This is a genomic window from Kitasatospora sp. NPDC127121, from assembly GCF_042677305.1.
In the GTDB taxonomy this organism is placed as follows: domain Bacteria; phylum Actinomycetota; class Actinomycetes; order Streptomycetales; family Streptomycetaceae; genus Kitasatospora.
The window spans coordinates 51,403-74,963 of the sequence record NZ_JBHXTQ010000003.1 but is presented as its reverse complement, the minus strand read 5'-3'; the positions used below and the strand labels follow the sequence as shown (position 1 = coordinate 74,963).

General features: G+C 72.5%; 21 protein-coding genes. 14 read left to right on the top strand and 7 right to left on the bottom strand.

Annotated elements, in window-relative coordinates; genetic code table 11:
- Positions 1–24 precede the first annotated feature (24 nt).
- The 9 genes from ACFVHI_RS03515 (at position 25) to ACFVHI_RS03475 (ending at position 10,599) form a co-directional block, all read left to right on the top strand.
- Entirely contained in the window at positions 25–693 is a 669-nt protein-coding gene (locus tag ACFVHI_RS03515; RefSeq protein ID WP_063348371.1) for an SCO family protein, read from the top strand.
- Positions 690–1,211 carry a copper chaperone PCu(A)C gene (locus tag ACFVHI_RS03510; protein ID WP_079135711.1) on the top strand — a complete coding sequence of 174 codons (522 nt, stop codon included), beginning with the start codon at positions 690–692 and terminating at the stop codon, positions 1,209–1,211. Before ACFVHI_RS03515 ends, ACFVHI_RS03510 begins: the two co-directional genes overlap by 4 nt.
- A gap of 13 nt (positions 1,212–1,224) precedes the next feature.
- The gene (locus ACFVHI_RS03505) at positions 1,225–3,249 is read left to right on the top strand and encodes a FixH family protein (protein ID WP_380335365.1); all 2,025 of its coding nucleotides are present in this window, start codon (positions 1,225–1,227) and stop codon (positions 3,247–3,249) included.
- 5 nt (positions 3,250–3,254) lie between these two features.
- Positions 3,255–4,592 carry an iron uptake transporter deferrochelatase/peroxidase subunit gene (gene efeB, locus ACFVHI_RS03500; protein WP_380335363.1) on the top strand — a complete coding sequence of 446 codons (1,338 nt, stop codon included), beginning with the start codon at positions 3,255–3,257 and terminating at the stop codon, positions 4,590–4,592.
- A gap of 125 nt (positions 4,593–4,717) precedes the next feature.
- The gene (pheA, locus tag ACFVHI_RS03495) at positions 4,718–5,653 is read left to right on the top strand and encodes a prephenate dehydratase (RefSeq protein WP_063348373.1); all 936 of its coding nucleotides are present in this window, start codon (positions 4,718–4,720) and stop codon (positions 5,651–5,653) included.
- Positions 5,654–6,201: 548 nt separating this feature from the next.
- A complete protein-coding gene (gene serS / locus ACFVHI_RS03490; RefSeq protein WP_079135713.1) occupies positions 6,202–7,476 on the top strand; it encodes a serine--tRNA ligase in 1,275 nt (424 codons plus the stop codon).
- A gap of 47 nt (positions 7,477–7,523) precedes the next feature.
- On the top strand, positions 7,524–8,384 hold the full coding sequence (locus ACFVHI_RS03485; RefSeq protein ID WP_363368054.1) for an HAD family hydrolase: 861 nt from the start codon (positions 7,524–7,526) through the stop codon (positions 8,382–8,384).
- A 139-nt stretch (positions 8,385–8,523) separates the two neighbouring features.
- Positions 8,524–9,255, top strand: coding sequence for a FadR/GntR family transcriptional regulator (locus tag ACFVHI_RS03480; protein ID WP_063351236.1), 732 nt, complete (start codon positions 8,524–8,526; stop codon positions 9,253–9,255).
- Between the two features lie 66 nt (positions 9,256–9,321).
- On the top strand, positions 9,322–10,599 hold the full coding sequence (locus ACFVHI_RS03475; protein WP_380335357.1) for a CynX/NimT family MFS transporter: 1,278 nt from the start codon (positions 9,322–9,324) through the stop codon (positions 10,597–10,599).
- Positions 10,600–10,702: 103 nt separating this feature from the next.
- On the opposite strand, the gene ACFVHI_RS03470 is transcribed toward ACFVHI_RS03475, so the two are convergent.
- Genes ACFVHI_RS03470 through ACFVHI_RS03455 form a run of 4 tightly spaced genes read right to left on the bottom strand, consistent with a single transcriptional unit; the run spans position 10,703 to position 14,273 of the window.
- A complete protein-coding gene (locus ACFVHI_RS03470) occupies positions 10,703–11,422 on the bottom strand; it encodes an ABC transporter permease subunit (protein ID WP_363368060.1) in 720 nt (239 codons plus the stop codon).
- Positions 11,423–11,480: 58 nt separating this feature from the next.
- Positions 11,481–12,398 carry an ABC transporter ATP-binding protein gene (locus ACFVHI_RS03465; protein WP_063348378.1) on the bottom strand — a complete coding sequence of 306 codons (918 nt, stop codon included), beginning with the start codon at positions 12,396–12,398 and terminating at the stop codon, positions 11,481–11,483.
- 26 nt (positions 12,399–12,424) lie between these two features.
- Positions 12,425–13,327 (bottom strand): ABC transporter permease, encoded by a 903-nt coding sequence (locus ACFVHI_RS03460; protein ID WP_063348379.1) that lies wholly within the window; start codon positions 13,325–13,327, stop codon positions 12,425–12,427.
- On the bottom strand, positions 13,311–14,273 hold the full coding sequence (locus ACFVHI_RS03455) for an ABC transporter ATP-binding protein (RefSeq protein WP_063348380.1): 963 nt from the start codon (positions 14,271–14,273) through the stop codon (positions 13,311–13,313). The genes ACFVHI_RS03460 and ACFVHI_RS03455 overlap by 17 nt, the downstream gene beginning before the upstream one ends.
- A gap of 214 nt (positions 14,274–14,487) precedes the next feature.
- Here ACFVHI_RS03455 and ACFVHI_RS03450 point away from each other — a divergent pair, with 214 nt between their 5' ends.
- The 4 genes from ACFVHI_RS03450 to ACFVHI_RS03435 are packed head-to-tail and all read left to right on the top strand — an operon-like array spanning position 14,488 to position 18,292.
- Positions 14,488–14,916 (top strand): hypothetical protein, encoded by a 429-nt coding sequence (locus ACFVHI_RS03450; protein WP_380335352.1) that lies wholly within the window; start codon positions 14,488–14,490, stop codon positions 14,914–14,916.
- Between the two features lie 24 nt (positions 14,917–14,940).
- Positions 14,941–17,232: a hypothetical protein gene (locus ACFVHI_RS03445; RefSeq protein ID WP_380335349.1), complete on the top strand. Its 2,292-nt coding sequence runs from the start codon at positions 14,941–14,943 to the stop codon at positions 17,230–17,232.
- A complete protein-coding gene (locus ACFVHI_RS03440) occupies positions 17,229–17,774 on the top strand; it encodes a hypothetical protein (RefSeq protein WP_380335346.1) in 546 nt (181 codons plus the stop codon). The genes ACFVHI_RS03445 and ACFVHI_RS03440 overlap by 4 nt, the downstream gene beginning before the upstream one ends.
- Positions 17,771–18,292, top strand: coding sequence for a hypothetical protein (locus ACFVHI_RS03435; protein ID WP_380335344.1), 522 nt, complete (start codon positions 17,771–17,773; stop codon positions 18,290–18,292). The genes ACFVHI_RS03440 and ACFVHI_RS03435 overlap by 4 nt, the downstream gene beginning before the upstream one ends.
- A 101-nt stretch (positions 18,293–18,393) precedes the next feature.
- Here ACFVHI_RS03435 and ACFVHI_RS03430 read toward each other — a convergent pair whose 3' ends face one another.
- Entirely contained in the window at positions 18,394–19,281 is an 888-nt protein-coding gene (locus ACFVHI_RS03430; RefSeq protein WP_380335341.1) for an LLM class flavin-dependent oxidoreductase, read from the bottom strand.
- A gap of 224 nt (positions 19,282–19,505) precedes the next feature.
- Here ACFVHI_RS03430 and ACFVHI_RS03425 point away from each other — a divergent pair, with 224 nt between their 5' ends.
- A complete protein-coding gene (locus tag ACFVHI_RS03425; protein ID WP_380335338.1) occupies positions 19,506–20,756 on the top strand; it encodes a hypothetical protein in 1,251 nt (416 codons plus the stop codon).
- Positions 20,757–20,815: 59 nt separating this feature from the next.
- Here the strand turns inward: ACFVHI_RS03425 and ACFVHI_RS03420 are convergent, their stop codons facing one another.
- Positions 20,816–21,841 (bottom strand): hypothetical protein, encoded by a 1,026-nt coding sequence (locus tag ACFVHI_RS03420; protein ID WP_380335335.1) that lies wholly within the window; start codon positions 21,839–21,841, stop codon positions 20,816–20,818.
- Positions 21,838–23,307 carry a phenylacetate--CoA ligase family protein gene (locus ACFVHI_RS03415; protein WP_380335332.1) on the bottom strand — a complete coding sequence of 490 codons (1,470 nt, stop codon included), beginning with the start codon at positions 23,305–23,307 and terminating at the stop codon, positions 21,838–21,840. Before ACFVHI_RS03415 ends, ACFVHI_RS03420 begins: the two co-directional genes overlap by 4 nt.
- Positions 23,308–23,561: the final 254 nt, after the last annotated feature.

Below are 23,561 nucleotides of genomic sequence, written 5' to 3'. Positions count from 1 at the left end.
CCACCCCGCACGATCGGATCTCCCATGCCCCGCACCACCCGCACCACCCGCCTGGCCGGCGCGGCCGCCGTCGCGCTCGCCGCCGCCCTGACGCTGACCGCCTGCGGCTCCTCCGGGGGCGGCTCGACCCCCGCCAAGGTCACCAAGCAGAAGTCCGACTCGCCGTACCAGGGCACGGTGCTCACCAAGAACTTCGAGAAGCCCGACCTCCAGCTGACCGACACCTCCGGCCAGCCGTACGACCTGCGGCAGCAGACCAACGGCAAGACCACGCTGCTGTTCTTCGGCTACACCAGCTGCCCGGACGTCTGCCCGACCACCATGGGCGACATCGGCGTCGCGATGAAGGCGCTCCCGGCCGAGGAGCGGCAGAAGGTCAACGTCGTCTTCGTCTCCACCGACCCGCAGCGCGACACCCCCAAGGTGCTGCGCACCTGGCTGGACTCGATGGGCAGCGACTTCATAGGCCTGACCGGCGACCTGGCCAAGGTGAAGACGGCCGCCAGGTCGCTCGGCATCATGATCGAGGACCCGGTGGTCAACGCGGACGGCACCGTCACCTCGACCCACGGCGCGCAGGTGCTGGCCTTCCTCCCCTCGGACGACAAGGCGCACGTGCTCTACCTGAGCGGCACCGAGGAGAAGACCTACGAGCACGACCTGCCGCTGCTCGCCAAGGGGGTCGCGGCATGAAGGCCTCGACCGGCCACGCCCCGGCCGGCCGCGCGACCCTCGGCTTCCGGCGGACGGCGCTCACGGGCGCGGTACTGGCGACGGCCCTGGGCGGCGGCGCCATCCTGGTCGCCTGCGGGGCAGGCGGTCAGGACGGTGCCGGCGGCGGGGCGGCCAAGCTGAGCGTCGCCGACTCCTACATCCCGCTGCCCCCGGCCGGCGGGATGGCCGCCGGCTACCTGACCGTCCGCAACGACGGCGGGCAGGACCAGCTGGTCAAGGTGAGCAGCCCGGGCGCCGAGTCCGTCACCATGCACCGCTCGACCCCGTCGAGCATGGAGCAGGTCCCGAGCCTGGACGTGCCCGCGCACGGCGCGTTGCAGTTCGCCCGCGGCGGCACCCACCTGATGATCATGGGATGGCAGAAGGCCCCCGCCCTCGGCGACGAGCTGGAGCTCGACCTGACCTTCGCCAAGTCCGGCACCCTGTCGGTCAAGGTGCCGGTCAAGGAGCTCACCTACCGCCCCGGCCAGAGTTAAGGGGACCGCCAGCATGGAGAAGGCCGCCCACCGCCGCATCGCCGGACTGCTCGGGACGCTCGGCGCGCTGCTCGCGCTGATGCTCGCCGGCGCCGGACCGGCCGCCGCGCACGCCACCCTGGAGTCCACCGACCCGCACCAGAACTCGGTGGTCGCCACCGCCCCGCAGGCGGTCACGCTGACCTTCAGCGAGTCCGTGTCGCTGTCCAGCGACTCGGTGCGGGTGCTCGACCCGGCCGGCAAGGCGGTGGACACCGGCAACCCGGGGCACGCCGACGGCAAGGCGGACACCGCCCGGGTCGGACTGAACAGCGGGCTCGCCAACGGCACGTACACCGTCGCCTGGCGGGCCGTCTCGGAGGACTCGCACCCGATCGGCGGCGCGTTCACCTTCTCCATCGGCGCGCCCTCGGACACCTCGGTGTCCGCCACCGCGCTCCAGGGCGCCAAGGCCGACGGCCTGGTCTCCGCCCTCTACGGCACCGGGCGCACCGTCGCGTACGCGGCGTTCGCGCTGCTCGCCGGCGTCGCCGCGTTCGTGCTGATCTGCTGGCCGGAGGGCGCCACCCGGCGCCGGATGCAGCGGCTGCTGATGACCGGCTGGGCGGCGCTACTGACCTCCACCGTCGCGGTGCTGATGCTGCGCGGCCCGTACGAGCGCGGTTCGGGGATCGGCAAGGCCCTCGACCTGTCGCTGGTGCGCGCCACCCTGGACGAGCGGATCGGCACCGCGCTGGCCGCCCGGCTGCTGCTGCTCGCGGCGAGCGGGGTGTTCCTGTCGCTGCTGGTCGGCCAGTTGGGGCAGCCGGCCCGGCCGGCGGCGCAGCCCGGCGGCGCCGGGAGCGCGGGGAGCGCCGGAAGTGCCGGAAGCGCGGGTGACGAGGAGGCTGAGGAGGCCGAGCTGCGGGAGCTGGAGCAGCGCGCCGCCGAGCGGCCGCAGCGCGAGGCCCGGCTGGGCCTCGGCGTCGCCGGGCTGGTGCTCTCGATCGCCCTGGCGGCGACCTGGGTCGGCGCCGACCACGCCTCGGTCGGCATCCAGGTCTGGCTGTCGCTGCCGCTCGGCATGCTGCACCTGATCGCGATGGCGCTCTGGCTGGGCGGCCTGGCCGCGCTGCTGGTCGCGCTGCGCGAGGGTGTCGGCGCGCAGGTCGTCGACCGCTTCTCGAAGGTCGCCTTCGGCTCGGTCGCGGTGCTGGCCGCCACCGGCGTCTACCAGTCCTGGCGCGGCCTCGGCAGCTGGGGCGCGCTGACCGGCACCGAGTACGGGCGGCTGCTGCTGGTGAAGACCGGCTGCGTGGCCGTGATGCTCGGCGCCGCCTGGTTCTCCCGCACCTGGCTGGCCCGGCTGCGCGCGGCCCCGGCCGAGGCGGCGGAGATCGAGCCGGCCGCGGTGCCGGAGCCGGTCGGCGCAGCCGCCGCGCACTCCGAGGACCCGCTCCGGCAGGCCCAGCTGGCCCGCCAGCAGGCGGCCCGGGAGAGCGCCGGGCGCGAACGCGGGCTGACCCCGACCAGGGCCGGGCTGCGCCGCTCGGTGCTGGTCGAGGCGCTGGTCGCGGTGGCGGTGCTGGTGGTCACCACGATGCTCACCAACTCCCCGCCCGGGCGGGTGGCGAGCGAGGTCAAGGCCGGTGCCGTCGCACCCGCCGCCGGGCCGGCCGCCGGGGGCGCGCCCGCCCCGCAGACCGAGCCGGGCCGCACCGTCGAGCTCAAGCTCCCGTACGACACCAAGGGCCGCACCCCGAACGCCAAGGGGACCGCGACCGTCACCCTCAACCCGGCCCGGACCGGCCCGAACGAGGTGCACCTCGCGCTGACCGGCGCGGACGGGCAGCCGGTGGACGTCCCCGAGGTACAACTCGCCTTCACCCTGCCGGACCGCGACCTCGGCCCGCTGCCGGTGGCGCTCACCCCGGAGGGCACCGGCCGCTGGAGCGGCACCGCGCAGCTGCCGCTGGCCGGCACCTGGGTGGTGTCGGTGCAGATCCGCTCCTCCGACATCGACCAGACCACCCCGACCCAGCAGTTCAAGATCGGCTGACCACGATGGAGCACACCTCGACGGACCGCACCACGGCGGACCGGGACACGACGGAGAGGGCGGAGGCGGAGAGGCCTGCAGCACAGGGTGCTCAGGCGCCCGGCCGCGCCGGCTTCACCCGGCGGGCCCTGCTCGGCACCGCCGGCGCCGGGCTGCTGGCCGGCGCCGGAGCCGGCGTCGCCGGGGCGGTCGCCCTGGACCGCCACCCCGGCGCGGCGCCCGCCGCCGGACCGGGCGGCGCGCTCGGCGCGGCCCGGGTGCCGTTCCACGGCGAGCACCAGGCCGGCATCCTCGAACCCCAGCAGGCCCGGGTCCAGCTGGCCGCCTTCGACCTGGCCGAGGGCGTCGGCCGGGACGGGCTGCGCACCCTGCTCCAGCGCTGGACGAAGGCCGCCGAGCGGCTGACCGCCGGGGAGCCGGCCGAGGACGCCGACAACCAGGTGGCGCTGGACGCCGGCCCCTGCTCGCTCACCCTCACCGTCGGGTTCGGCGCCGCCCTGTTCGACAAGGCCGGGCTGGCCGACCGCCGCCCGCAGGCGCTCGAACCGCTGCCGCCCTTCCCCGCCGACGCGCTCGACCCGGCGCGCGGCGACGGCGACCTGTTCGTCCAGATCGGCGCCGACGACGCCCTGGTGGCCGTGCACGCGCTGCGGGTGCTGCAACGCCAGGCGGCCGGCACGGCGGCACTGCGCTGGCAGTCGGCCGGCTTCGCCCGTACACCCGGTGCCACCGCGCGCCCGATGACCGGCCGCAACCTGATGGGCCAGATCGACGGCACCAACAACCCCCAGCCGGGCGAGGACGGCTTCGCCGCCAAGGTGTTCTGCACCGCCGGGCCGGACCAGCCGGCCTGGCTCGCCGGCGGCTCGTACCTGGTGTTCCGGCGGATCCGGATGCTGCTGGACAACTGGGAGGCGCTGCCGACCGACCGGCAGGAGCGGGTGATCGGACGGCGCAAGTCGGACGGCGCGCCGCTCGGTGCGCCCGCCGGGGCCGGCGAGCGCACCCCCGTCGACCTGGCCGCGCAGGGCCCGGACGGCGCGCTGGCGATCCCCGCCGACGCGCACGTCCGGGTGGCCGCCCCGGCCGCCAACGGCGGGGCGGCGATGCTGCGGCGCGGGTTCTCGTACCACGACGGCCTGCTGCCCGACGGCTCGCCGGACGCCGGGCTGCTCTTCCTCGCCTTCCAGGCCGACCCGCGCAAGGGCTTCACCCCGGTGCAGCGCAAGCTGGCCCGGGGGGACGGCCTCTCCCGCTTCCTGCGGCACGAGGCCAGCGGCCTGTACGCGGTGCCGCCGGGCGTCCCGGCCGGCGGCTACCTCGGCCAGCAGCTCTTCGAGTAGCACGCCCCCGACGGTCTCCGGTCCCGGCCACTGAAACGCTTTCCTGGCCGGCGCGCGGAGTCGTTATGGTGACTTCTTCGGCAACACCCCTGCCCCGGTTCCACCCTGTTCCCCACGGAGGCGTCATGTCGGCCACCCGCTACACCTACCTCGGCCCGGCCGGCACCTTCACCGAGGCGGCGCTGCGCACCCTGCCCGAGGCCGCGACCCGGGAGCTGGTGCCGCTGGCCTCGGTGCCGCTGGTGCTGGACGCGGTACGCGGCGGGGACGCCTCCGGGGCGTTCGTCCCGATCGAGAACTCGGTCGAGGGCGCCGTCACCGCGACCAATGACGAACTCGCCGCCGGCACCCCGCTGATGATCTACCGTGAGGTGCTGCTGCCGATCTCCTTCGCGCTGCTGGTGCGGCCGGGCACCGACCTGGCGGGGGTCAAGACGGTGACCAGCCACCCGGTGGCCCAGGCGCAGGTGCGCCGCTGGCTGGCGGCCAACCTGCCGGACGCGCAGTGGGAGTCGGCCGCCTCCAACGCGGACGGCGCCCGGCTGGTCGCCGAGGGCCGCTACGACGGGGCGTTCGCGGGCGAGTTCGCGGCGCCGATCTACGGGCTGGACCCGCTGGTCAAGGACATCGCGGACGCGCAGACCGCGACCACCCGGTTCGTCCTGGTCGGCCGCCCGGGCCGGGTCTCCTCGCCGACCGGCGCGGACAAGACCTCGATGGTGGTCTGGCTGCCGGACGACCACCCGGGCGCGCTGCTGGAGCTGCTCCAGGAGTTCGCGGTGCGCGGGGTCAACCTGATGCGGATCGAGTCGCGGCCGACCGGTGAGGGCATCGGCAACTACTGCTTCCTGATCGACTGCGAGGGGCACCTGTCCGATCGCCGGGTGGCGGAGGCCGTGATGGGGCTGAAGCGGATCTGCCCGCAGGTGCGGTTCCTCGGCTCCTATCCGCGCGCCGACCGGCAGGTCTCCACGCACCGGCGGCCGGGGACCTCGGACGACGATTTCACGGCCGCCGCCGACTGGCTCTCCCGGTGCCTCGACGGGCGCGGCGACATCTGATCCACGCGACGGCACCGCGACGGCACCGCGACAACATCTGACCGCCGCCCTTTGTCTTTCCGCCCTTTTCCGATCGTTTTCCCACGGCCGGACGGAAGGGGGCGGGTGACCGCACCCGTCGTCCACAGGGGCCCGTGGCCCCGGAACCCGCCATCCACAGGGGCGGGGACTATCCACAGCCGAAAGTTATCCACAGGCCTGGGGATGAGTCGACAAACCGGTATAGCCACTGCGGGTTTCGGTCGGATCATTGGTTAGCGGCGTAGAGATGACTAATCGGACCAGAGTCACCCGTGTGCCAGCAAATCACCTGTCTGAGTGCTTCAATTCCCTCACCCGAGAAGGTCAAATGAGGTTTGAAACCTCAATTCCCTGGCTTCGGTGATCGGAGGGCCGACCTCCCCTTCAATCCACAGGCACCGCCCGGATCCTGTGGATAACCCTGGCCCCGCCCGTTCCCCACAGAAGTTATCCACAGGATCCGGGCGGTTATCCCCAGGGGAAAACCCGTACCGGTGGACGAGCCTGCGCCCGGTACGCTTGGGCCTGTGATTGACCTTCGCCTGCTTCGTGAGGACCCTGACCGAGTGCGCGCCTCGCAGCGCGTCCGTGGCGAGGACGTCGACCTGGTCGACGCCCTCCTCTCCGCCGACGAACGGCGCCGGTCCTCGGGCAGTCGCTTCGACGAACTGCGCAGCGAGCAGCGGACGCTCGGCAAGCAGGTCGCCCAGGCCAAGGGCGAGGAGAAGGCCGCCCTGCTGCAGCGCACCAAGGAGCTGGCCGCCGCGGTCAAGGCCGCGGACGCCGAGCAGGGCGTGGCCAAGGAGGAGGCCGAGCGCCTGCTCCGCTCGCTGGCGAACCTCATCGACCCGGCCGCCCCGGTCGGCGGCGAGGAGGACTTCGTCACCCTGGAGGAGATCGGCACCCCGCGCGACTTCGCCGCCGAGGGCTTCGAGCCGCGCGACCATGTCGAGCTCGGCCAGATCCTGGGGGCGATCGACACCGAGCGCGGCGCCAAGGTCGCCGGCGCCCGCTCGTACTACCTGACCGGTGTCGGCGCGCTGCTGGAGCTCGCCCTGGTCAACATGGCCATCGCCCAGGCCACCGCGGCCGGCTTCATCCCGATGATCACCCCGACCCTGGTCCGGCCCGCCGCCATGGACGGCACTGGCTTCCTCGGCCAGGCCGCCGAGAACGTGTACCACCTCGCCGAGGACGACCGGTACCTGGTCGGCACCAGCGAGGTCCCGCTCGCCGCGTACCACATGGACGAGATCCTCGACGCCGAGAAGCTGCCGCTGCGCTACGCCGGCTACTCGTCCTGCTTCCGCCGCGAGGCCGGCACCTACGGCAAGGACACCCGCGGCATCATCCGCGTCCACCAGTTCGAGAAGGTGGAGATGTTCGTCTACACCACTCCCGAGGACGCCGAGAACGAGCACCGCCGCCTGCTCCAGTGGGAGAAGGACTTCCTCAACGCGCTGGAGCTGCCCTACCGGGTGATCGACGTCGCCTCCGGCGACCTCGGCGCCTCGGCCGCGCGCAAGTTCGACATCGAGGCCTGGATCCCGACCCAGGGCAAGTACCGCGAGGTCACCTCGACCTCCAACACCACCGAGTACCAGGCCCGCCGGCTCTCCATCCGGATGCGCGAGGAGGGCAAGACCCGCCCGCTGGCCACCCTGAACGGCACCCTGGTCGCCATCCCGCGCACCATCGTGGCGATCCTGGAGAACCACCAGCAGGCCGACGGCTCGGTGGCCGTGCCCGAGGCGCTGCGGCCGTTCCTCGGCGGGCGGACCGTCCTCGAACCGGTCAAGTAGCACCGCGCCACCCGCACCACCCGCAACTCCCGGGAGACGTACGGCCCATGAGCACCACCAGCCCCAGCCCCGTCTCCCCCAACGGTGAGCACCCGAGCGGTGGCGACCTGCCCTACCGGCTGGTCGCCACCGACCTCGACGGCACCCTGCTGACCAGCGCGGAAACCGTCTCCGAGCGCACCCGCGCCGCCCTGGCCACGGCCACCGGCGCGGGCGCGCTGCACATCGTCGTCACCGGCCGCTCCGCCGCCTGGGCCCGCCCGGTCTTCGACGAGATCGGCTACACCGGGATAGCCGTCTGCGGCCAGGGCGCCCAGGTGTACGACGCCGGCGCGCACCGGCTGCTCACCTCCCTCACCCTGGACCGCCGGCTCGCCGCGCTCGCCATCGCCAAGATCGAGGCCGAGACCGGCCCGCTGGCCGTCGCCGCCAACCAGGACGGCCTGGATGGCCAGGTGCTGGCCGGCCCCGGCTACGAGCTGCTGATCGGCTCCGACCTCCCGGTCGTCCGGGTCGACCGCGACCAGCTGCTCGACGCCCCGGTCAGCAAGCTCTACATCCAGCACCCGGGCCTGACCGACGACGCGCTCGCCGAGGCCGCCCGCCGCGTCGCCGGGGACCTGGTCGGCGTCGTGATGGCCGGCGCCGGAGTGGTCGAACTGCTGCCGCTGGGCCTGTCCAAGGCCACCGGGCTGGCCGTCGCCGCCCGCCGCCTGGGCGTCCGCGGGGCCGACACCATCGCCTTCGGCGACATGCCCAACGACGTGCCGATGTTCGGCTGGGCGGCCCGCGGCGTGGCGATGGCCAACGCCCACGAGGAACTGCTCGCCGTCGCCGACGAGGTCACCGCGAGCAACGACGAGGACGGCGTCGCCGTCGTCCTGGAACAGCTCTACCCGGGCGTCTAGGGGCTCTCTTTCGGATCACGTCGTGGTGTTCGGCGGGGGTTCAACTCCAGTTGTAGGATGACCGGGCAAGCGGTTGTAGGATGACCGACGACCGGCGTTGACCAGCGACGCGGCGACCAACGACGAAGGGAGCACCGGCATGACCAACGACGGCAACAGCCTCCAGGCGGCCGGACGGCGCTCCCTGGTGGACACCGCGATCGACCAGCTGCGCGAGCAACTGGCCGGCGGCGTCTGGCCGGTGGGATCGCAGATCCCCACCGAGCACGAGCTCGCCGAGCGGCTGCAGGTCGGCCGGAACACCGTCCGGGAGGCGATCCGGGTGCTGGTGCACGCCGGCATGCTGGTCTCCCGCCAGGGCGAGGGGACGTTCGTCCGCTCCACCAGCGACCCGGCCGCCGTCCTGCGCGGCGTCCAGCGCTCGGGCATCCGGGACGTCCTGGAGGTCCGGGCCGCACTGGAGACCGAGGCCGCCCGACTGGCCGCGCTGCGGCACACCCGCGAGGACGTCGAGCGGATGCGGGCCGCGCTGGCCCGCGAGGCCGAGGTGATCGCCTCGCACGCCGAGCGGACCGACCGCGAGGCCACCGTCGAGCACGACCTGGAGTTCCACACCGCCATCGTCGAGGCCGCGCACAACCCGGCGCTCACCGAGGTCTACCGCTACTTCGGCGCCTCCGTGCGCGAGTCGATGACCTCGGCCTTCGGCGACCACGACATGCCCGAGGTGGCCGTGGCCACCCACGCGGCGCTGGTCGACGCGATCGAAAGCGGCGACCCCGACCGTGCCGAGGCCGCGTGTCGTGCGCTGCTCGCCGAGCCGACCGCGGCCGTCGAGCAGCTCCTCGCGGCCATCGCGGCCCGGAAGTGACATAGGCACCCGCCTGCCTTCCGCCCTCCGCGCCCTCGCGCACATTCACGAAAGAACAGCACACCCATGGCCGTCACCCGTGCCCAGCAGCCGGTTGCCACCACGTCCCTCCCGCTTCCCGTCCGCACCCGGCTGGCCCACCCCGCGCTGCTGCTGACCGGCATCCTGCTGGTCGCGCTGAACATGCGCGCCTGCCTGGCGGCGGTGTCGCCGATGGTCGGCGAGATCCAGCGGACCTTCGGACTCTCCGCCACCGCGAGCGGACTGATCACCACCGTGCCGGTGCTGTTCCAGGGCGTCGGCGCCCCGCTCACCCCCCGGCTGACCCGGCGGTTCGGCACCGAGCGGGTGGTGCTGGGCGCCGTCCTGGTGCTGGGCGCGGGCGTGCTGCTGCGGGTGCTGCCCTCGGTGGCGGCGCTGTACGCGGGCTGCGTGGTGATCGGCGTGGCCATCGCGGTGCTGAACGTGTCGATGCCGGGCCTGGTCAAGCGGGAGTTCCCGGACCGGGCGGCGGCGATGACCGGCGTCTACTCGACCACCATGCTGGTCGGCGCGACCATGGCGGCCGGCCTCTCGGTGCCGCTGGAGCACGCCCTCGGCGGCGGCTGGCAGGCCTCGCTGGGCACCTGGTCGCTGCTCGCGCTGATCGCCGCGGTGGCCTGGCTGCCGCAGGTGCTGCGCTCCCGGCAGGAGCGGGCGGCGGTCGCGACCCGTCTCTCCACTGGCCCTGCGGCCGGTCAGGCGGCCGGTCGGGCGGCCGAGAAGCCGATCGAGGGCATCTGGCGCTCGCCGATGGCCTGGCAGATCAGCCTCTTCATGGGCATCTCGTCGCTGCTGGTGTACACCCTGGTCGCCTGGATGCCGACCATCCTGGCCGACCACGGCATGGACCGCGGCGAGGCCGGTCTGGTCTTCGCCTTCTCCAACCTGGTGCAGGTCGCGGGCGCCTTCCTGGTGCCGCTGCTGGCCGGCCGGATGACCCGCCAGCGCGGGCTGGCGGTGGCCATGGCCGGACTGAACGGCCTCGGCATCGCCCTGCTGCTGATCGCGCCGGTGTCCGGCGCCTGGGTGTCGGCGACCATCCTGGGCGTCGCCCAGGGCGGTTCGCTGGGCCTGGGCCTGGCCTTCATCGTGCTGCGCACCGGCAGCGCGGCCGGCGCCGCCCAACTGGGCGGGATGTCGCAGGCGGTCGGCTACCTGGTCGCGGCGGCGGGCCCGGTCGGCGCCGGCGCGCTGCACCAGCTCACCGGCGGCTGGACGGCCACCCTGGTGCTGATGCTGGTGCTGGCCACCGTGGTCGGCGCGGCCGGCTGGGGCGCGGGCCGCAACCGGACGCTCGGCTAGCACCCCTGCTCGGACCGACCCGGGCTGGCCTCGTTGAGGCCGGCTCGGGCCGACCCCGGCTGCCCCGGGTCGACCCCAGTTACCCCAGGCCGGCCCCGGCCGGCTACTCCTCGGCGGCCAGGGTCAGTCCGGCCAGCTTCACCGAGGCCAGCACCGTCGCCGCCACGGTGACCGCCAGCAGCAGCGGGACAGCCACCCCGAGCGAGACGTCGGCGCCGATCGCGGCGTCCCCGGCGACCGCCTCGGCCACCGACCGGCCCCACTGCTGGACGCTCAGCGTCCGGGCGCCCGACACGAAGTTGCCGATCAGCGACTCCCAGACCAGCGCGTACCCCAGTCCGGCCACCACCGCGTGCCGGGTGACCACGCCGAGCAGCAGGAACAGCGCGCTGTACGCCACCCCGGCGACCAGCACGGCCACGGTGTAGCCGAGCGCGATGCCGTCCCTGGTGCCGATCAGCAGCAGGCCGCAGAGCAGCGTCGGGAGGGCGGCGAACACCCAGGTGGTGCCGATCGCGACGACCAGTTTGGTGGTGACGATCTTCCACCGCGGCAGCGGCTTGGCCAGCAGGTAGACGATCGAGCCGTCGTCGATCTCGGTGGCGATCACGCCGGTGCCGACGACCAGGCCGAGGATCGGCACCAGGGTGCCGAGGCCGAGCTGCCCGAGGATCTTGACGGTGAGGTCGTGCTCGTTCCCGCTGGCGGTGCCGCTCGCGACGGCCGAGATGACCAGCAGCAGGGCGGGGACCACCAGCAGCAGGAGGCCGCGGCGGCGGCCCAGCAGGCCGCGCAGGGTCAGCCTGGCGACGGTCGGGTTCATGGTCGGTCGGCCCTTTCCTGGGTCCGGTAAGGGAGTTCGGTGGCTCGGACGCCGGGCCTCACGCGGAGACCAGGTAGGAGAAGACGCTCTCCAGCGACTCGTCCGCCGGCGACACGGTGTACAGCCGGATGTCCGCCTCCTGGGCGACCCGGGGCAGCAGGGTGGTGAAGCCCTGGAAGTTCACCGCCTCGATCCGCAGCGCCCGTTCCCGCGCGTCCACCTCGATACCGGTCGTGGAGCCGTCGGCGATCAGCGCGGCGGCCAGCCTGCGGTCGTCGCTGGAGCGAACCAGGTAGCGGTGCGGCCGGTCGGTCATCAGCCGGCGGATCTTCCGGAAGTCGCCCGAGGCGGCATGCCGGCCGGCCACCACGACCTCGATGTGCCGGGCCAGTTGCTCGACCTCCTCCAGGATGTGGGAGGAGAACAGCACCGTCCGGCCGTCCGCGCCGAACCGGCGCAGCAGCTCCATCAGCTGGAGCCGCTGGCGCGGGTCCATGCCGTTGAACGGCTCGTCGAGCAGCAGCACGGCCGGGTCGTGGACCAGTGCGGAGGCCATCTTGACCCGCTGCTTCATGCCCTTGGAGTACGTCCCGGTGCGGCGGTCCTTGGCGTAGGCCATCTCCACCAGGTCCAGGGCACGCCGGGCGGCGGCGCCCGGGTCGGCGAGGCCGTGCAGTTCGGCGTTGGCGAGCACGAACTCCCAGCCGGTCAGGTAGTCGTACATCGACTCCCGCTCCGGGACCAGGCCGATCTGCCGGTACACCTGCTGGTTGCGCCAGATCGGCGCGCCGTCCAGGGTGACCGCCCCGCTGGAGGGCGCGAGGAATCCGCTCATCATGTGGATGAGGGTCGACTTGCCCGCGCCGTTCGGACCGAGCAGGCCGGTGATGCCTGGGCCGATCGTCATACTGATGTCGTTGACGGCGACCACGTTCCCGAACCAGCGGGAGACCTTGTCGATGGTGATGGTGGCCATGACGCCCTCTCAAACTCCTCGGTTCATCAGACGCTGCGGTAGCGGCGCAGCAGCAGCCCGTACGAGCCGGACACCATCGCGAGAACGGCGACGGTGAAGACGACCACGCCGAGCCCGCCGGGCGCGTGCATCCGGCCGCCCATCCCGCCGACGTCGAAGAGCTGGTTGGTCAGGCTCTCCACCAGGTCGTTCGGCGACAGCAGCGCGATCCACTGGGCGGAGTCCGGGACGGTGAGCTCGGTGGCGGTGCCGATCCGGGTCAGGATCGCCACCACGGCCGTGCTGATCGCCAGGTAGCCCATGATCCCGGCCACCCCGAAGCCGCGGCGCGGGGTCGCGGCGGCGACCACCAGCGCCACCGAGGTCGGCACCAGGGAGTACAGCAGGGCGGCGACCAGGCCGGACAGGAAGTGCCCGGTGTTGTGCCCGAAGTCCAGCCCGCCCAGCAGCGCCCCGATGTAGAGGACCAGCAACGGCGCCGCCATCAACAGGAACTGGGCGCTGACCATGGCGGCGAACTTGGCCCGGACGTAGTCGGCGCGGGTGATCGGGCGGGAGAAGTACAGCGGGACGGTGTGGTACCGGAGATCCCGGGAGAACAGCACCGGCGCCTGCGAGGCCAGGAAGATCGACACGACCAGCACGAACGAGGACAAGTACCGCGGGTAGTCCAGCGGCAGCTCCTTCGCACTGGTGGCGAGCGCGATCGCCACCATGACCACCGCTGGCAGCGTGACCACGCCGAGCACCAGCATCGGCAGCACCTTGGACTTGCCGGAGCGCCCGAGCCCGTACGCGGCGCGCAGGCTCTGGGTGAACAGCGAGCGGGTCGCGTAGGCCCGGCCGAGCCGGGGCCCGGTGTAGCCGCGGTAGCCGATGTCGTGGATGACGCCGGTGTCGGCGGACCTGGTGTCAGGAGGCAGCGACATCGTCCGTCCCTCCCCTGTTCTCGTCGGTGAAGATTTCGGCGACCCGGTGGCGGCGCTGCTCCAGCCGGACCAGGCCGAGGCCCAGGCCGGCGACCGTGTCGCGGATGGTGTCGTAGGTGTCGTCGCCGGCCAGCCGGACCAGCAGCAGGTGCGAGCCCTCCGGCTGGACGGACAGCCCGGCGGCGGCCAGCCGTGCGCGGACGGCGTCGCCCGGCTCCGGGACGGCGTCCTGCGGGTGGTCCGTCACCTCGACCGCCAGGACGGCCGTCGCCTCGGTGAAGGAGGCGGTGGACGAGGAGCGCAGCAGCTTGCCGCCGTCGATCACGACCAGGTGGTCGCAGGTGCGCTCCAACTCGCCGAGCAGGTGGGTGGTGACCAGCACCGAAATCCCGAAGTCGGTGTGCACCCGGCGGATCAGGCCCAGCATCTCGTCCCGGCCCGCCGGGTCGAGACCATTGGTCGGCTCGTCCAGCAGCACCAGCTTCGGGTCGTGCACCAGCGCCTGCGCGAGCTTGACCCGCTGCTTCATGCCGGTCGAGTACCCGCCCATCGGCCGGTACCGCTCCTCGTACAGGCCGACGTGCCGCAGGGTGTCCGCGGTGCGCTCACGGGCGGCGGTGGCCGGCAGCCCCGCCATCCGCGCCATGTGCACCACGAACTCGGTCGCCGACACGTCCGGTGGCAGGCAGTCGTGTTCGGGCATGTAGCCGACCCGTTCACGGATCTCCGGGCCCCGGGTGGCGACGTCCAGGCCGAGGACCTCGCCGCGGCCGGACGTCGCCGGGGCGAGGCCGAGCAGGATCTTGATGAGGGTGGACTTGCCCGCCCCGTTGGCCCCGACCAGCCCGACCACCCCGGGCCGCACCTCGACGGTGAGCTGGTCGAGGGCGGTGACCCGGGGGAACCTCTTGGTGAGGCCATCCGTCTTGATGACAGCAGTGGACACCTGCTCAACGTAACGGGCTTGCGCGCCAAGGGCTATGAGCTGGAATGACGAGCCCGTCTGCTGCTGCGGTATGACACTGCGGACGATCTCCCCTAAGGGGCGGAGGATCTCCCCCTCAGGGTCGGCAACTCCGGACCCCGCTTGTACTCTTGTCGGACTCTTGACCAACGCGGGTGCCGGAGCACTGCGCCGGCTCGAAGGGGGGACGAGCAAGATGTCGGATCGCGCCACGGCGTTCGACCGGATGATGAACCCATGGGCCTACGACGCGGACGGCAACCTGACCGCCCAGGCCCGGGCCCAGGAGACCGCCCGCACCCAGGTCAACTCGGCGCAGGCACCCGGCGGAGGCGGCGGCTTCACCGTCGACCCCGACGCGCTCGCCACCGCCGGCACCAACTCCGACCAGATCCACGCCCGGCTCAACACCGACGGCCGCGGCGCCGACTACGCCACCGCCAAGATCGCCACCTCACTGGCGAACTGGAGCACCGGCAAGGCCGCCCAGGCCGTCTTCACCACCTGGGACCAGCAGCTCGCCGCCCTCGGCAACACCATCGGCCAGACCACCCAGGCGCTGCGCGGCAGCTCCGCCAACTACCGGCAGAACGAGTCGTCCGTCCAACACGACCTCGGCACCTGATCGGTACCTGAGAGGACGACGCCCATGGTCGACTTCCACGAGCTCGACAACGCCAGGTTCGACGTCCTGGAGAACGCCGCGACCGCCTGGACCACCGTCGCCCAGAAACTCAAGGCGATGGACGACGACTGGAACAGCACGGTGAGCGCCAAGGTCGACTCCGCCGGCTGGAGCGGTCCCTCGGCCGACCAGGCCAGACCCGCACTGCAGCGCACCAACCAGCAGCTCACCGCCGCCGTCACCGAGGCCAATGCACTCGCCTCCCTGTTCAAGGACGCCGCGAGCGAATTCCAGGCCGCCAAGGCCAAACTGGACAAGGCCGTCGCCGACGCCGCGGCCGCCGGACTCACCGTCGGCTCCGACGGCACCGTCAGCTGGCCGTCACCGGACACGGCCACCCGGCACGATCCCGGCGGCTACCACGAATACCAGAAAGAGTGCGGAGCCAAGGCGGAGACCGCCCGCAAAGCCATCGACGCGGCCGTCCAGGAGGCCACCGCCGCCGACGAGCGGATCGCCTACGCCCTGCGCTCCGACACCAGCACCGACCAGCAGAAGTCCTTCAACGGCGCGGCCATCGGCGGCGGCCCCGAGGCGGACGGCAAGCGCGCCGCCCAACTCGCCGCCAAGGGCGGCGACATCAGCGACCCCGAACTCACCGAGCTCAACTCGCTGCTGGCCGCGCACTCCGGTGACCCGAAGTTCGCCACGAAGTTCTACCAGGACCTCGGCCCCGACGGGCTGATCAAGTCCTGGAACAGCATGGTCGGCGACCCGGCGCACTACCGCGACCCCAAGGACCCACGCTGGAAGGCGTACCAGGACCTGCAGCGAAACCTCGGACTCAACCTCGCCACCGCCACCCGCACCACCAACGAACCACACCTGTCCGACGAATGGGCCGCCGCCCTGCGCAAGGCCGGCGCCCAGAAAGTGTGGGACAAGCCGCACCGGGCGTCCGGCCTGGACTACCAGCCGTACGGCTACCAGGTGCTCTCCGGCATCCTCATGACCGGGAACTACGACCCGCACTTCCTCAACCCCGTCGCCGAGCACATCACCCAGCTCGACACCCAGGAAGGGTACTGGCCGGCCCCACCGCCCAACGTCGCCAACCGGGTGCACGGCTTCAACCTGCTCGGCGGCCCGGAGGCCGGCGCCGGGTTCCGGCCGACCACCGCCATCCTGGAGGCCCTCGGTCACAGCCCGGACGCGGCCAACACGTTCTTCACCAACCCTCCGACCGCGTACAACCAGGACGGCACCGTCAACCCCGGCGGCAAACCCAAACCGGCCGACTACTTCGACTACTACGTCCACGACAAGGACTGGATCCCGGACACCAACTCCCCCAGGGACGCGGACGTCGCGAACACGACCAAGCAAGGCGGCCCCGCCGCCCTCGGCCACGCCCTGGAAGCCGCCACCACCGGCCACCCGTACGACGAACCGGCCGCCGTCCCGCCGACCAAACACACCCCCGAGCAGGCCGGGCTGATGCAGAAGGTCGTGGACACCTTCGGCACCCACGGCGGCCACGGGGCACTCGACGACATCAAGGGCGACGGCAAACTCGCCCCGATGCGGACCAGCCTCGGGCACATGAGCGCCGAGTACATCGGGGACGTCCAACGGGCCCTGTCCGACGCGAACGACCTACCGGTCAACGGCTCCCCGGCCGGCCTCAACGGACCTGCGGTGCACGGCCTGCTGGACGCGCTCGGGCGCGATCCGGAGTCGTACGGCGCGGTGACCAACGCCAGTCAGGCATACACCACCGCCCTCGTCCGCGGCCACATGGACAGCGGGCAGACCGACTTCGCCCGGCTCCAGGCGGACATCGACCACGTCGCCCGGGCCGGCGGGGTGGTCAACGGCCTCCTCGGCGAGGCCCGCATCGACGAGGTTCACACGCAACACGCCGTCTCCGACAAGGAGTTCAACGACGCGTTGGAGAAGAACGTGGGCTACGCCAAGGACGCCTTCAACAGCACCATCGGCATGGTGACGGACAAGGTGCCGCTCGGCGGGGAGATCTCGGGTGCACTGATCGACTCGATCGCCGAGAACGTGATCACGGCCAACTCGCGCGACACCACCGCAGACGGCCAACAGGAGGCCCGCTACTACGTCGACGAGGCCAAGAAGGGGGCGACGAACGCGGCCTACCAGGCGGTCAAGGACGCATCCATCAACGCCAACCTGCGCTACGACGACATCGAACGGCTGGCCAACAGCGCCCACGACCGGGCGAAGGACGGCTTCATCGACGGCCTCTCCACCGAGATGGCAACCATCGCGAAGGGCAACGCATGAGGGCGATCGGAGGCCGATGGGTGCTCCCCGCCACCATCGCGGTAGCGGTGGCGGCCACCGGAACCGTCGGCTACCTGGACTGGCGGGGCCACCGCCCCGTGGACCCGCCCGGCCGGGCGGCGTACCTCTGCGGACTGCGCACCGCTGACGACACCCCGCTCGGACGGCTGCTGCCGCCCGGTGGGCAGGACGTGGAAGAGGAGAAGGAGGGCCGCACCGGCGACCCGGTGTCCTGTTCCATCCGCGTGGACGGGCGCACCGCGCTCACCGTCTCCAGCGTCCTGCAGATGGGCACGGTCACCCTCTCCCCCGAGGCCGCCGAGCACCCGGACGCACACAGATTCGACGCGGGCGGTGCGGCGGCCTCCTGGCCCGACGGCGCCACCGCATCCGACTACTGCCAGGGCGGGCCCGTCGGCCACGCCCAGTTGGTCGTCAGCGCCGGCGAAGCGGCGCGGCCCGGCACCACCGGCCGACAGGCGGACCTGGAACAGATCGCCCGGGACGGATTGAAGAGAAGCAAAAAGGACGTCTGCCAGTGAAACACTCCGGACCACTGATCGCGGGCGGGACGGCCCTGCTGCTCGGCAGCGGCCTGCTCGGTTGGCACCTGTACCTCGACCGCACCGAGTACCGGCCGCCGGCCGTCGAGCTGTCGCACGGCGAGTGCAAGGGCGCCCTCGCCGACCCCGACGTCGCCGAGCTGCTCGGCAGCGCCCCCCGGGTCTTCGTGAGCACGCGCTACCGGTCGGCGCAACCGAACTCCCCGGCTGCCCTGGACTGCACGCTCACCGGGGAGCGCGGGCGCGTCCTGCTCGCCGCGGTGACGAAGGGCTCCGCAGCCGCCTCCGGCGACAACGCCGGAGCGGCGGCCTTCACCTGCACCCTGAACGGCACGACCACGCCCTACCGGGCCTCCCTCAGACTCACCGACAAGACCCTCCACGCCACCGACAGCCCCAGCCCGGCGCGGATGGGCGAGTTGGTGACCGGCTTCGCCAGGCGGACCGCCGAGACCTTCGGCTGCGCCAACGGCGCCGAGTCCCTCACCACGAGCTGACCTCCCGTGGCCTGTCGGCCGTCGGCGGACCGGTTGCTCCACGTGGATCGGCGGCGCGAACCACGTGGAGCGCTCGGCGGGGCCGGCAGCAGAATCCGTGATCAGCCCAGTTGGGCGAGGCCCTCGGTGGCGATCTGCTCGAAGACGGCGAGGTCGTTCTCGAAGATCGAGTCCGGCACCGGCCAGTGGATCACCAACTCGGTGATGCCCAGCTCCTGGTACTTCCCCGCCCAGTCCACGAAGGCGTCCAGCGACTGAAGCGGCCGCTCCGCCGTCGAGCCCTGGAGCAGCATCTTCTCCAGCTCGCGCACGTCCCGCCCGGTCGCGGCGCAGGCCGCGGTCAGCTTCTCGATCTGCTTCCCGACCACCTCGGGCGCCCGCTCGACGGGCACGTCCGCCGGACCCTTCGGGTCCCCGTACGTCACCCAGCCCTGGCCGTACTCGGCCGCCAGCCTCAGCCCGCGCGGACCGGTCGCGGCGACGTAGAACGGCAGTCGCGGGGTCTGCACGCAGCCGGGGATGTTCCGGGCCTCGACCGCCGAGTAATGCGCCCCCTCGCGCGTCGTGGCGTCCGTACGCAGCAACTCGTCCAGCAGCGGCAGGAACTCTCCGAACCGGTCCGCCCGCTCCTTCGGCGACCACGCCTCCTGCCCCAGCGCCGTCGCGTCGAAGCCCGTCCCGCCGGCCCCGATGCCCAGCGTCACCCGCCCGCCGGACACGTCGTCCAGCGTGATCAGCTCCTTCGCCAGCGTCACCGGGTGCCGGAAGTTCGGCGACGTCACCAGCGTCCCCAGCCGGATCCGCTCGGTGGCGGTCGCCGCAGCCGTCAGCGTGGGGACCGAGCCGAACCACGGCTCGTCCCGGAAGCTCCGCCAGGACAGGTGGTCGTAGGTGTAGGCGGCATGGAAGCCGAGCTCCTCGGCCCGCCGCCAGATCTTCTGCCCCTCGCTCCACCGGTGGATGGGGAGGATCACGGTACTCAAGCGCATGCCGTCGACCCTACGTGTTCACTCCGGCAGGTGAGGTTTCGAGCGACCCTCGGCTAGAGCGCCTTGACGGCCGCTACCGTGGCGCCGTGGGTGCATCGGGCAGGGCGAGGCCGAGCTTTGGACCATGATCGATGAGGGGCCACCGTCGGTGCCTACGGCGAGAGCCGAGCAACTCACACATCACTTCGGATCACTTCGGAACCGGCTTGTGGGGAGAGCAGGACATGGCGATCGCCGTTCGGGGCGCGGATCACGGCGAGCGCGCGCTCGCCGACCTCATCGAACGCAGTGCCGAGTTGAAGGGGGAGCTGGTCGCCTTCGCGCAAGGTGCGCGCTTCGACCGGTGGTTGACCCCCCTGCTGCTGGAGGCCGCCGGGCCGGAGCGGCTGCTGGACGAGGGTGAAGCGGTCCGGATCACCGACCACTTCATCCTGCGCTTCCGCCTGCCGGACGGTTCGACGGTGGTGGACCGGTTCGTCGGTGGGCGGCGGGACTTGGGCGAGATCGACCGGGAGATGCTGCTCGGCTGGCGGGACCCGGTCGAGGGGATCTTCGAGATCCGCCGCAAGGACGGGGATGCCCTCATTCTGCTGAACCTGGTCGACGACCTGGAGTACCGCACCTACTCGAACGCCGGACGGGCTGCTTTCCGCGGAGTGACGAGGGGAGGGTTCCTCCACACCTGCCTGGTGCCGGTCTTCTCGGCCGACGGGACGTGGCTGGTCTCCGGGGCGATGTCGTACTACCCCAAGTCCAGCGCCACCGAGATCGCCCGGGCCGCACTCCAACTGGCCACCAGCCACCCCGAACTGGTCTTCCGCAACCCCGAGAAGATCGAGCAGGGATGGGAGTCGATGCGGAAGGACCGGGCCGCGTTCGTCGAGTTCTTCGGCAGCGACGAACTGATCCTTCCGCCCGCCGAAGCCGAGGAACGGCTCAACGCCTACTACCGGCACCGGCGGGAGGATATCGCCGCCCAGCATCCCGACCGCGCCCGGGGCAGGCGGCTCCCGGGCCTCGACTTCCCGGCTTTCGAGCTGCCGCGGGACCTTGCGGATGCGGACACCGTCGGAGTCATCTACGACGAGGTCGACGGACTCAACTTCTACGCGGGCTACGGGCTGTTGCGGGACCTCTTCGCCGACCCTTCCCTCATGGGCCGTAAACCGCACCAGGACCTGCTGCGCACGTTCCTGCGCGAGGAGTCGATCACGCCACTGCCGATCCGCCGACTGGCCGCCGCCCACCCGGAGGCGACCGACTCGGTGTTCCGGAAGCTGCTGCGGAAACCCGGGTTCACCTGGAGCGAGCACGGAGAGGCCTTGCTGCGCCGACGCAAGCCCTGGTACTACGCGCAGGAGCCCCGCCCCGGCGTCTCCGTCATCGGCGAGCGCCTCGGCGAACTGGCCGCCGGCGGGCGACGGCAGCGGTTCACCAGCGCACGGCGCGTGCCGGGCCAACCCCATCGCCCGTAGCCGCGAACGCCGAGAACGCCGTGGCCGCCGTCGTCAAAAGTCCGCTGAAGGGCGGCCGGTCAGAGCTGGCGGACGATGGGGAGGGTGTCCGTGCCGCGTTGGCGGGCGGCGCGGCGGGCGAGGCCGGGGGAGTTGCCGGTGCCGAGGATCTGGCCGTCGGCGATCGCGATCCAGGTGCCCGGTGCCAGTCCGGTGGGCGGGGTGAGGGACAGGGCCGACGTCAGGGCGGGGTCCGGTTGGAGGCGGTCGGGGTGTGGGGTCGGCGAGTCGGTGCCGGCGCGCCAGCGGGCCGTCGTCCGCTCGCCGCCCAGTCGGCGTGACCACAGCACGTGCTGCACCACGGTCAGGGGGCCGAGCACGGTCAGCAGGGGGAAGCCCGCCGTCAGCGCGCCCAGGGCGAACAGCGCGCTGACCGCGCTGGTCACGACCACGCCGACGGCTGCCGCCAGCAACGCGGCCGTCCGTCCGAACGCCTTGGCGGCGACCAGCGGGAACAGTACGAGGAGCAGCAGGTCGCCGAGGCCCACGGCGACCGGCGGGCTGCCGCCCGTCAGGACGAGCATCGGGGCGAACGGCCTTCCCTGGACCTGGGTGACGAAGTTCGCGGTGACCTGCGTCAAGGTGGTCGCCACCAGGTCGTAGCAGGACAGGACGGCGGCCAGGCCGGCCGCGTGCGCCGATCGCATCCCGCTCTGCGTCCACAGGTTGGCCACGCCCACCACCGCGACGGCGAGCATCACGTCGGTGCAGGCGCGCACCGCGACGGGGTGGCCGCTGCACGCCGCCGTGGCGCCGGCGGCCACGAGTGCGAGGCCCCAGGCCCAGCGGCCGGAGCAGACCGGTGCCAGGGTGAACTGCACCGCCAGGCAGAGCACCAGTCCGAACAGCGCCGAGACGACCACGCCCGGCAGCTTGAGGTAGAGCAGCGGGGCCAGCACGACGCCGACGCACAGGACGGCGATGTCGCCGGAGGTGTAGACGCCCACCGGAGGCCTGGGCATCCGCACGCGGACCAGGTACCCCCCGGCCGCGGCCATCAGCAGGGCCACGCAGCAGCTCAGGGCGACGAGGGGGATCGCGTTCATGCGCCGCTCCCGGCCCGGACGCCGACCGGACGGGCCGACTCGAAGGTGTGTTCCCGCAGGTCCGCGCGGACCGGACTGGACGGCGGCAGTTTCGACCGGTCGTCGTGGAGCACGATGCCGGCCAGCGGCAGCCCCGCCGCCGATGCCCCCTGTTCGAGCCTGCGGTGCAGGGTCGCCGCGGGCAGCGCACGGACCAGGAGGTGCAGCAGCGCACCGCCGTCCGGCTCCTCGGTCAGCGTGTACCTGGCCGGCAGCGGCACGTCCGGCTCCCCCTCGACCAGGTCGAGGACGTCCCTGGTCAGCGCGGAGGCGCTGAGCGGCCCCGACCAGCGGCCCAGGACGGCGGACGTGGCCGGCAGGTGCGCCCACTCGCACCCGGCCTCGCCGACGGGCAGCCGGACCAGGTCGCCGGTGGCGTACCGCAGCAGCAGGGTGCACTCCCGGTAGGGCACGAAGGGGGTGTGCACCAGCATGCCGACCTCCCCCGGCGCGGTCGGCTCCCAGGTCTGCGGGTCGAGCACCTCCAGGTGCCCGAACTCGGTGGTGTGGTGCAGATGCCCCTGGGAGCACGGCGTGCCGCCCGAGGGGAGCGTCTCCGTCATCAGGTAGGACGTGGACACCGGTGCGCCGAACGCCGCTTCGGCCCGCTCCCGCAGGGGGGCCGACAGCACCTCGCCGCCCACTCCGATGCTCTCCAGCCCGAAGTCCGCGGACCGCCACCCGCCCTGCTCGGCCTCCTGTACGAGCGCGGAGAGGTACGACGCGGAGGCGGTGAGGTGGGTGATCTGCGGGGCCTTGCCGGGCAGGCCGAGCGGTGCGGCGAGGCGGTCCAGGGCGAGCGCGGGGTCGATCGTCCCGAACTGGACGAACGAGGCGCCGACCCGGGTGGTGGACTCCTCGGCGACGACCAGCGGCAGGGTGGCCCTGGAGCAGCCCGCGTACGCCACGGTGTGCCGGGGGCGCAGCCCGAGGGTCAGTGCCGCCGAGATGGTGCTGAGGGCGATCGTCGTCTCCAACTCGGCCCGGGAGTACCAGACCGCGGTCGGGGTGCCGCTGGTGCCGGTGGTCAGCGCCATCAGGGCGGGCTCGGCGGCGGCGGAGACGAACGCGGCGGGCAGGCCGCGCAGGGCCGCCTTCGGGGTGACGGGCACCCGCGACCAGGTCTCCGTGTCGAGCATGTCGGGGTCGATCCCGAGGTCGTCGAAGGTCCGCCGGTAGTAGGCCGTGTGGCGGACGGCGGCGCGCGCGGTGGCCCGCAGGCTCCGCCGGGTGACCGTGCGCCGCACCTCCGGGTCGACCTGCCCGGCCTGCCCCGGCAGCAGTGCCGAGTCCGCGCCCGGCTCGCCGAACTCGGCGAGCGTGCGGACCATGTCGTCGGCGATCCGTCCGAGGTCCTGGGGCCGGATCCTGCGGTTGAGCAGGATCGATGCGCCGTACCGGAGTTGACTCACCGCAGTGCCGAACACGAGACCTCCTGGAACCTGGGCCGGGGATGCTCACCCCGGCCCAGGCCGGGACGACTCGGTCAGGCCATGTGCGCGAACATGGCGGCGGTCAGGGTGCTCAGGGCGTACTTGAAGTAGTGCTTGACCATGTCAAGACCTCCTGGTGGGGCTGGCCGGCGCGGCCGAGCACGCCCCGATGGCGTGCTCCGGCGCCGGCGGGTGGGGAGTGCAGTTTAGGGAATCGAACAATGCGCGACCAGAGGTGAGACGGCATC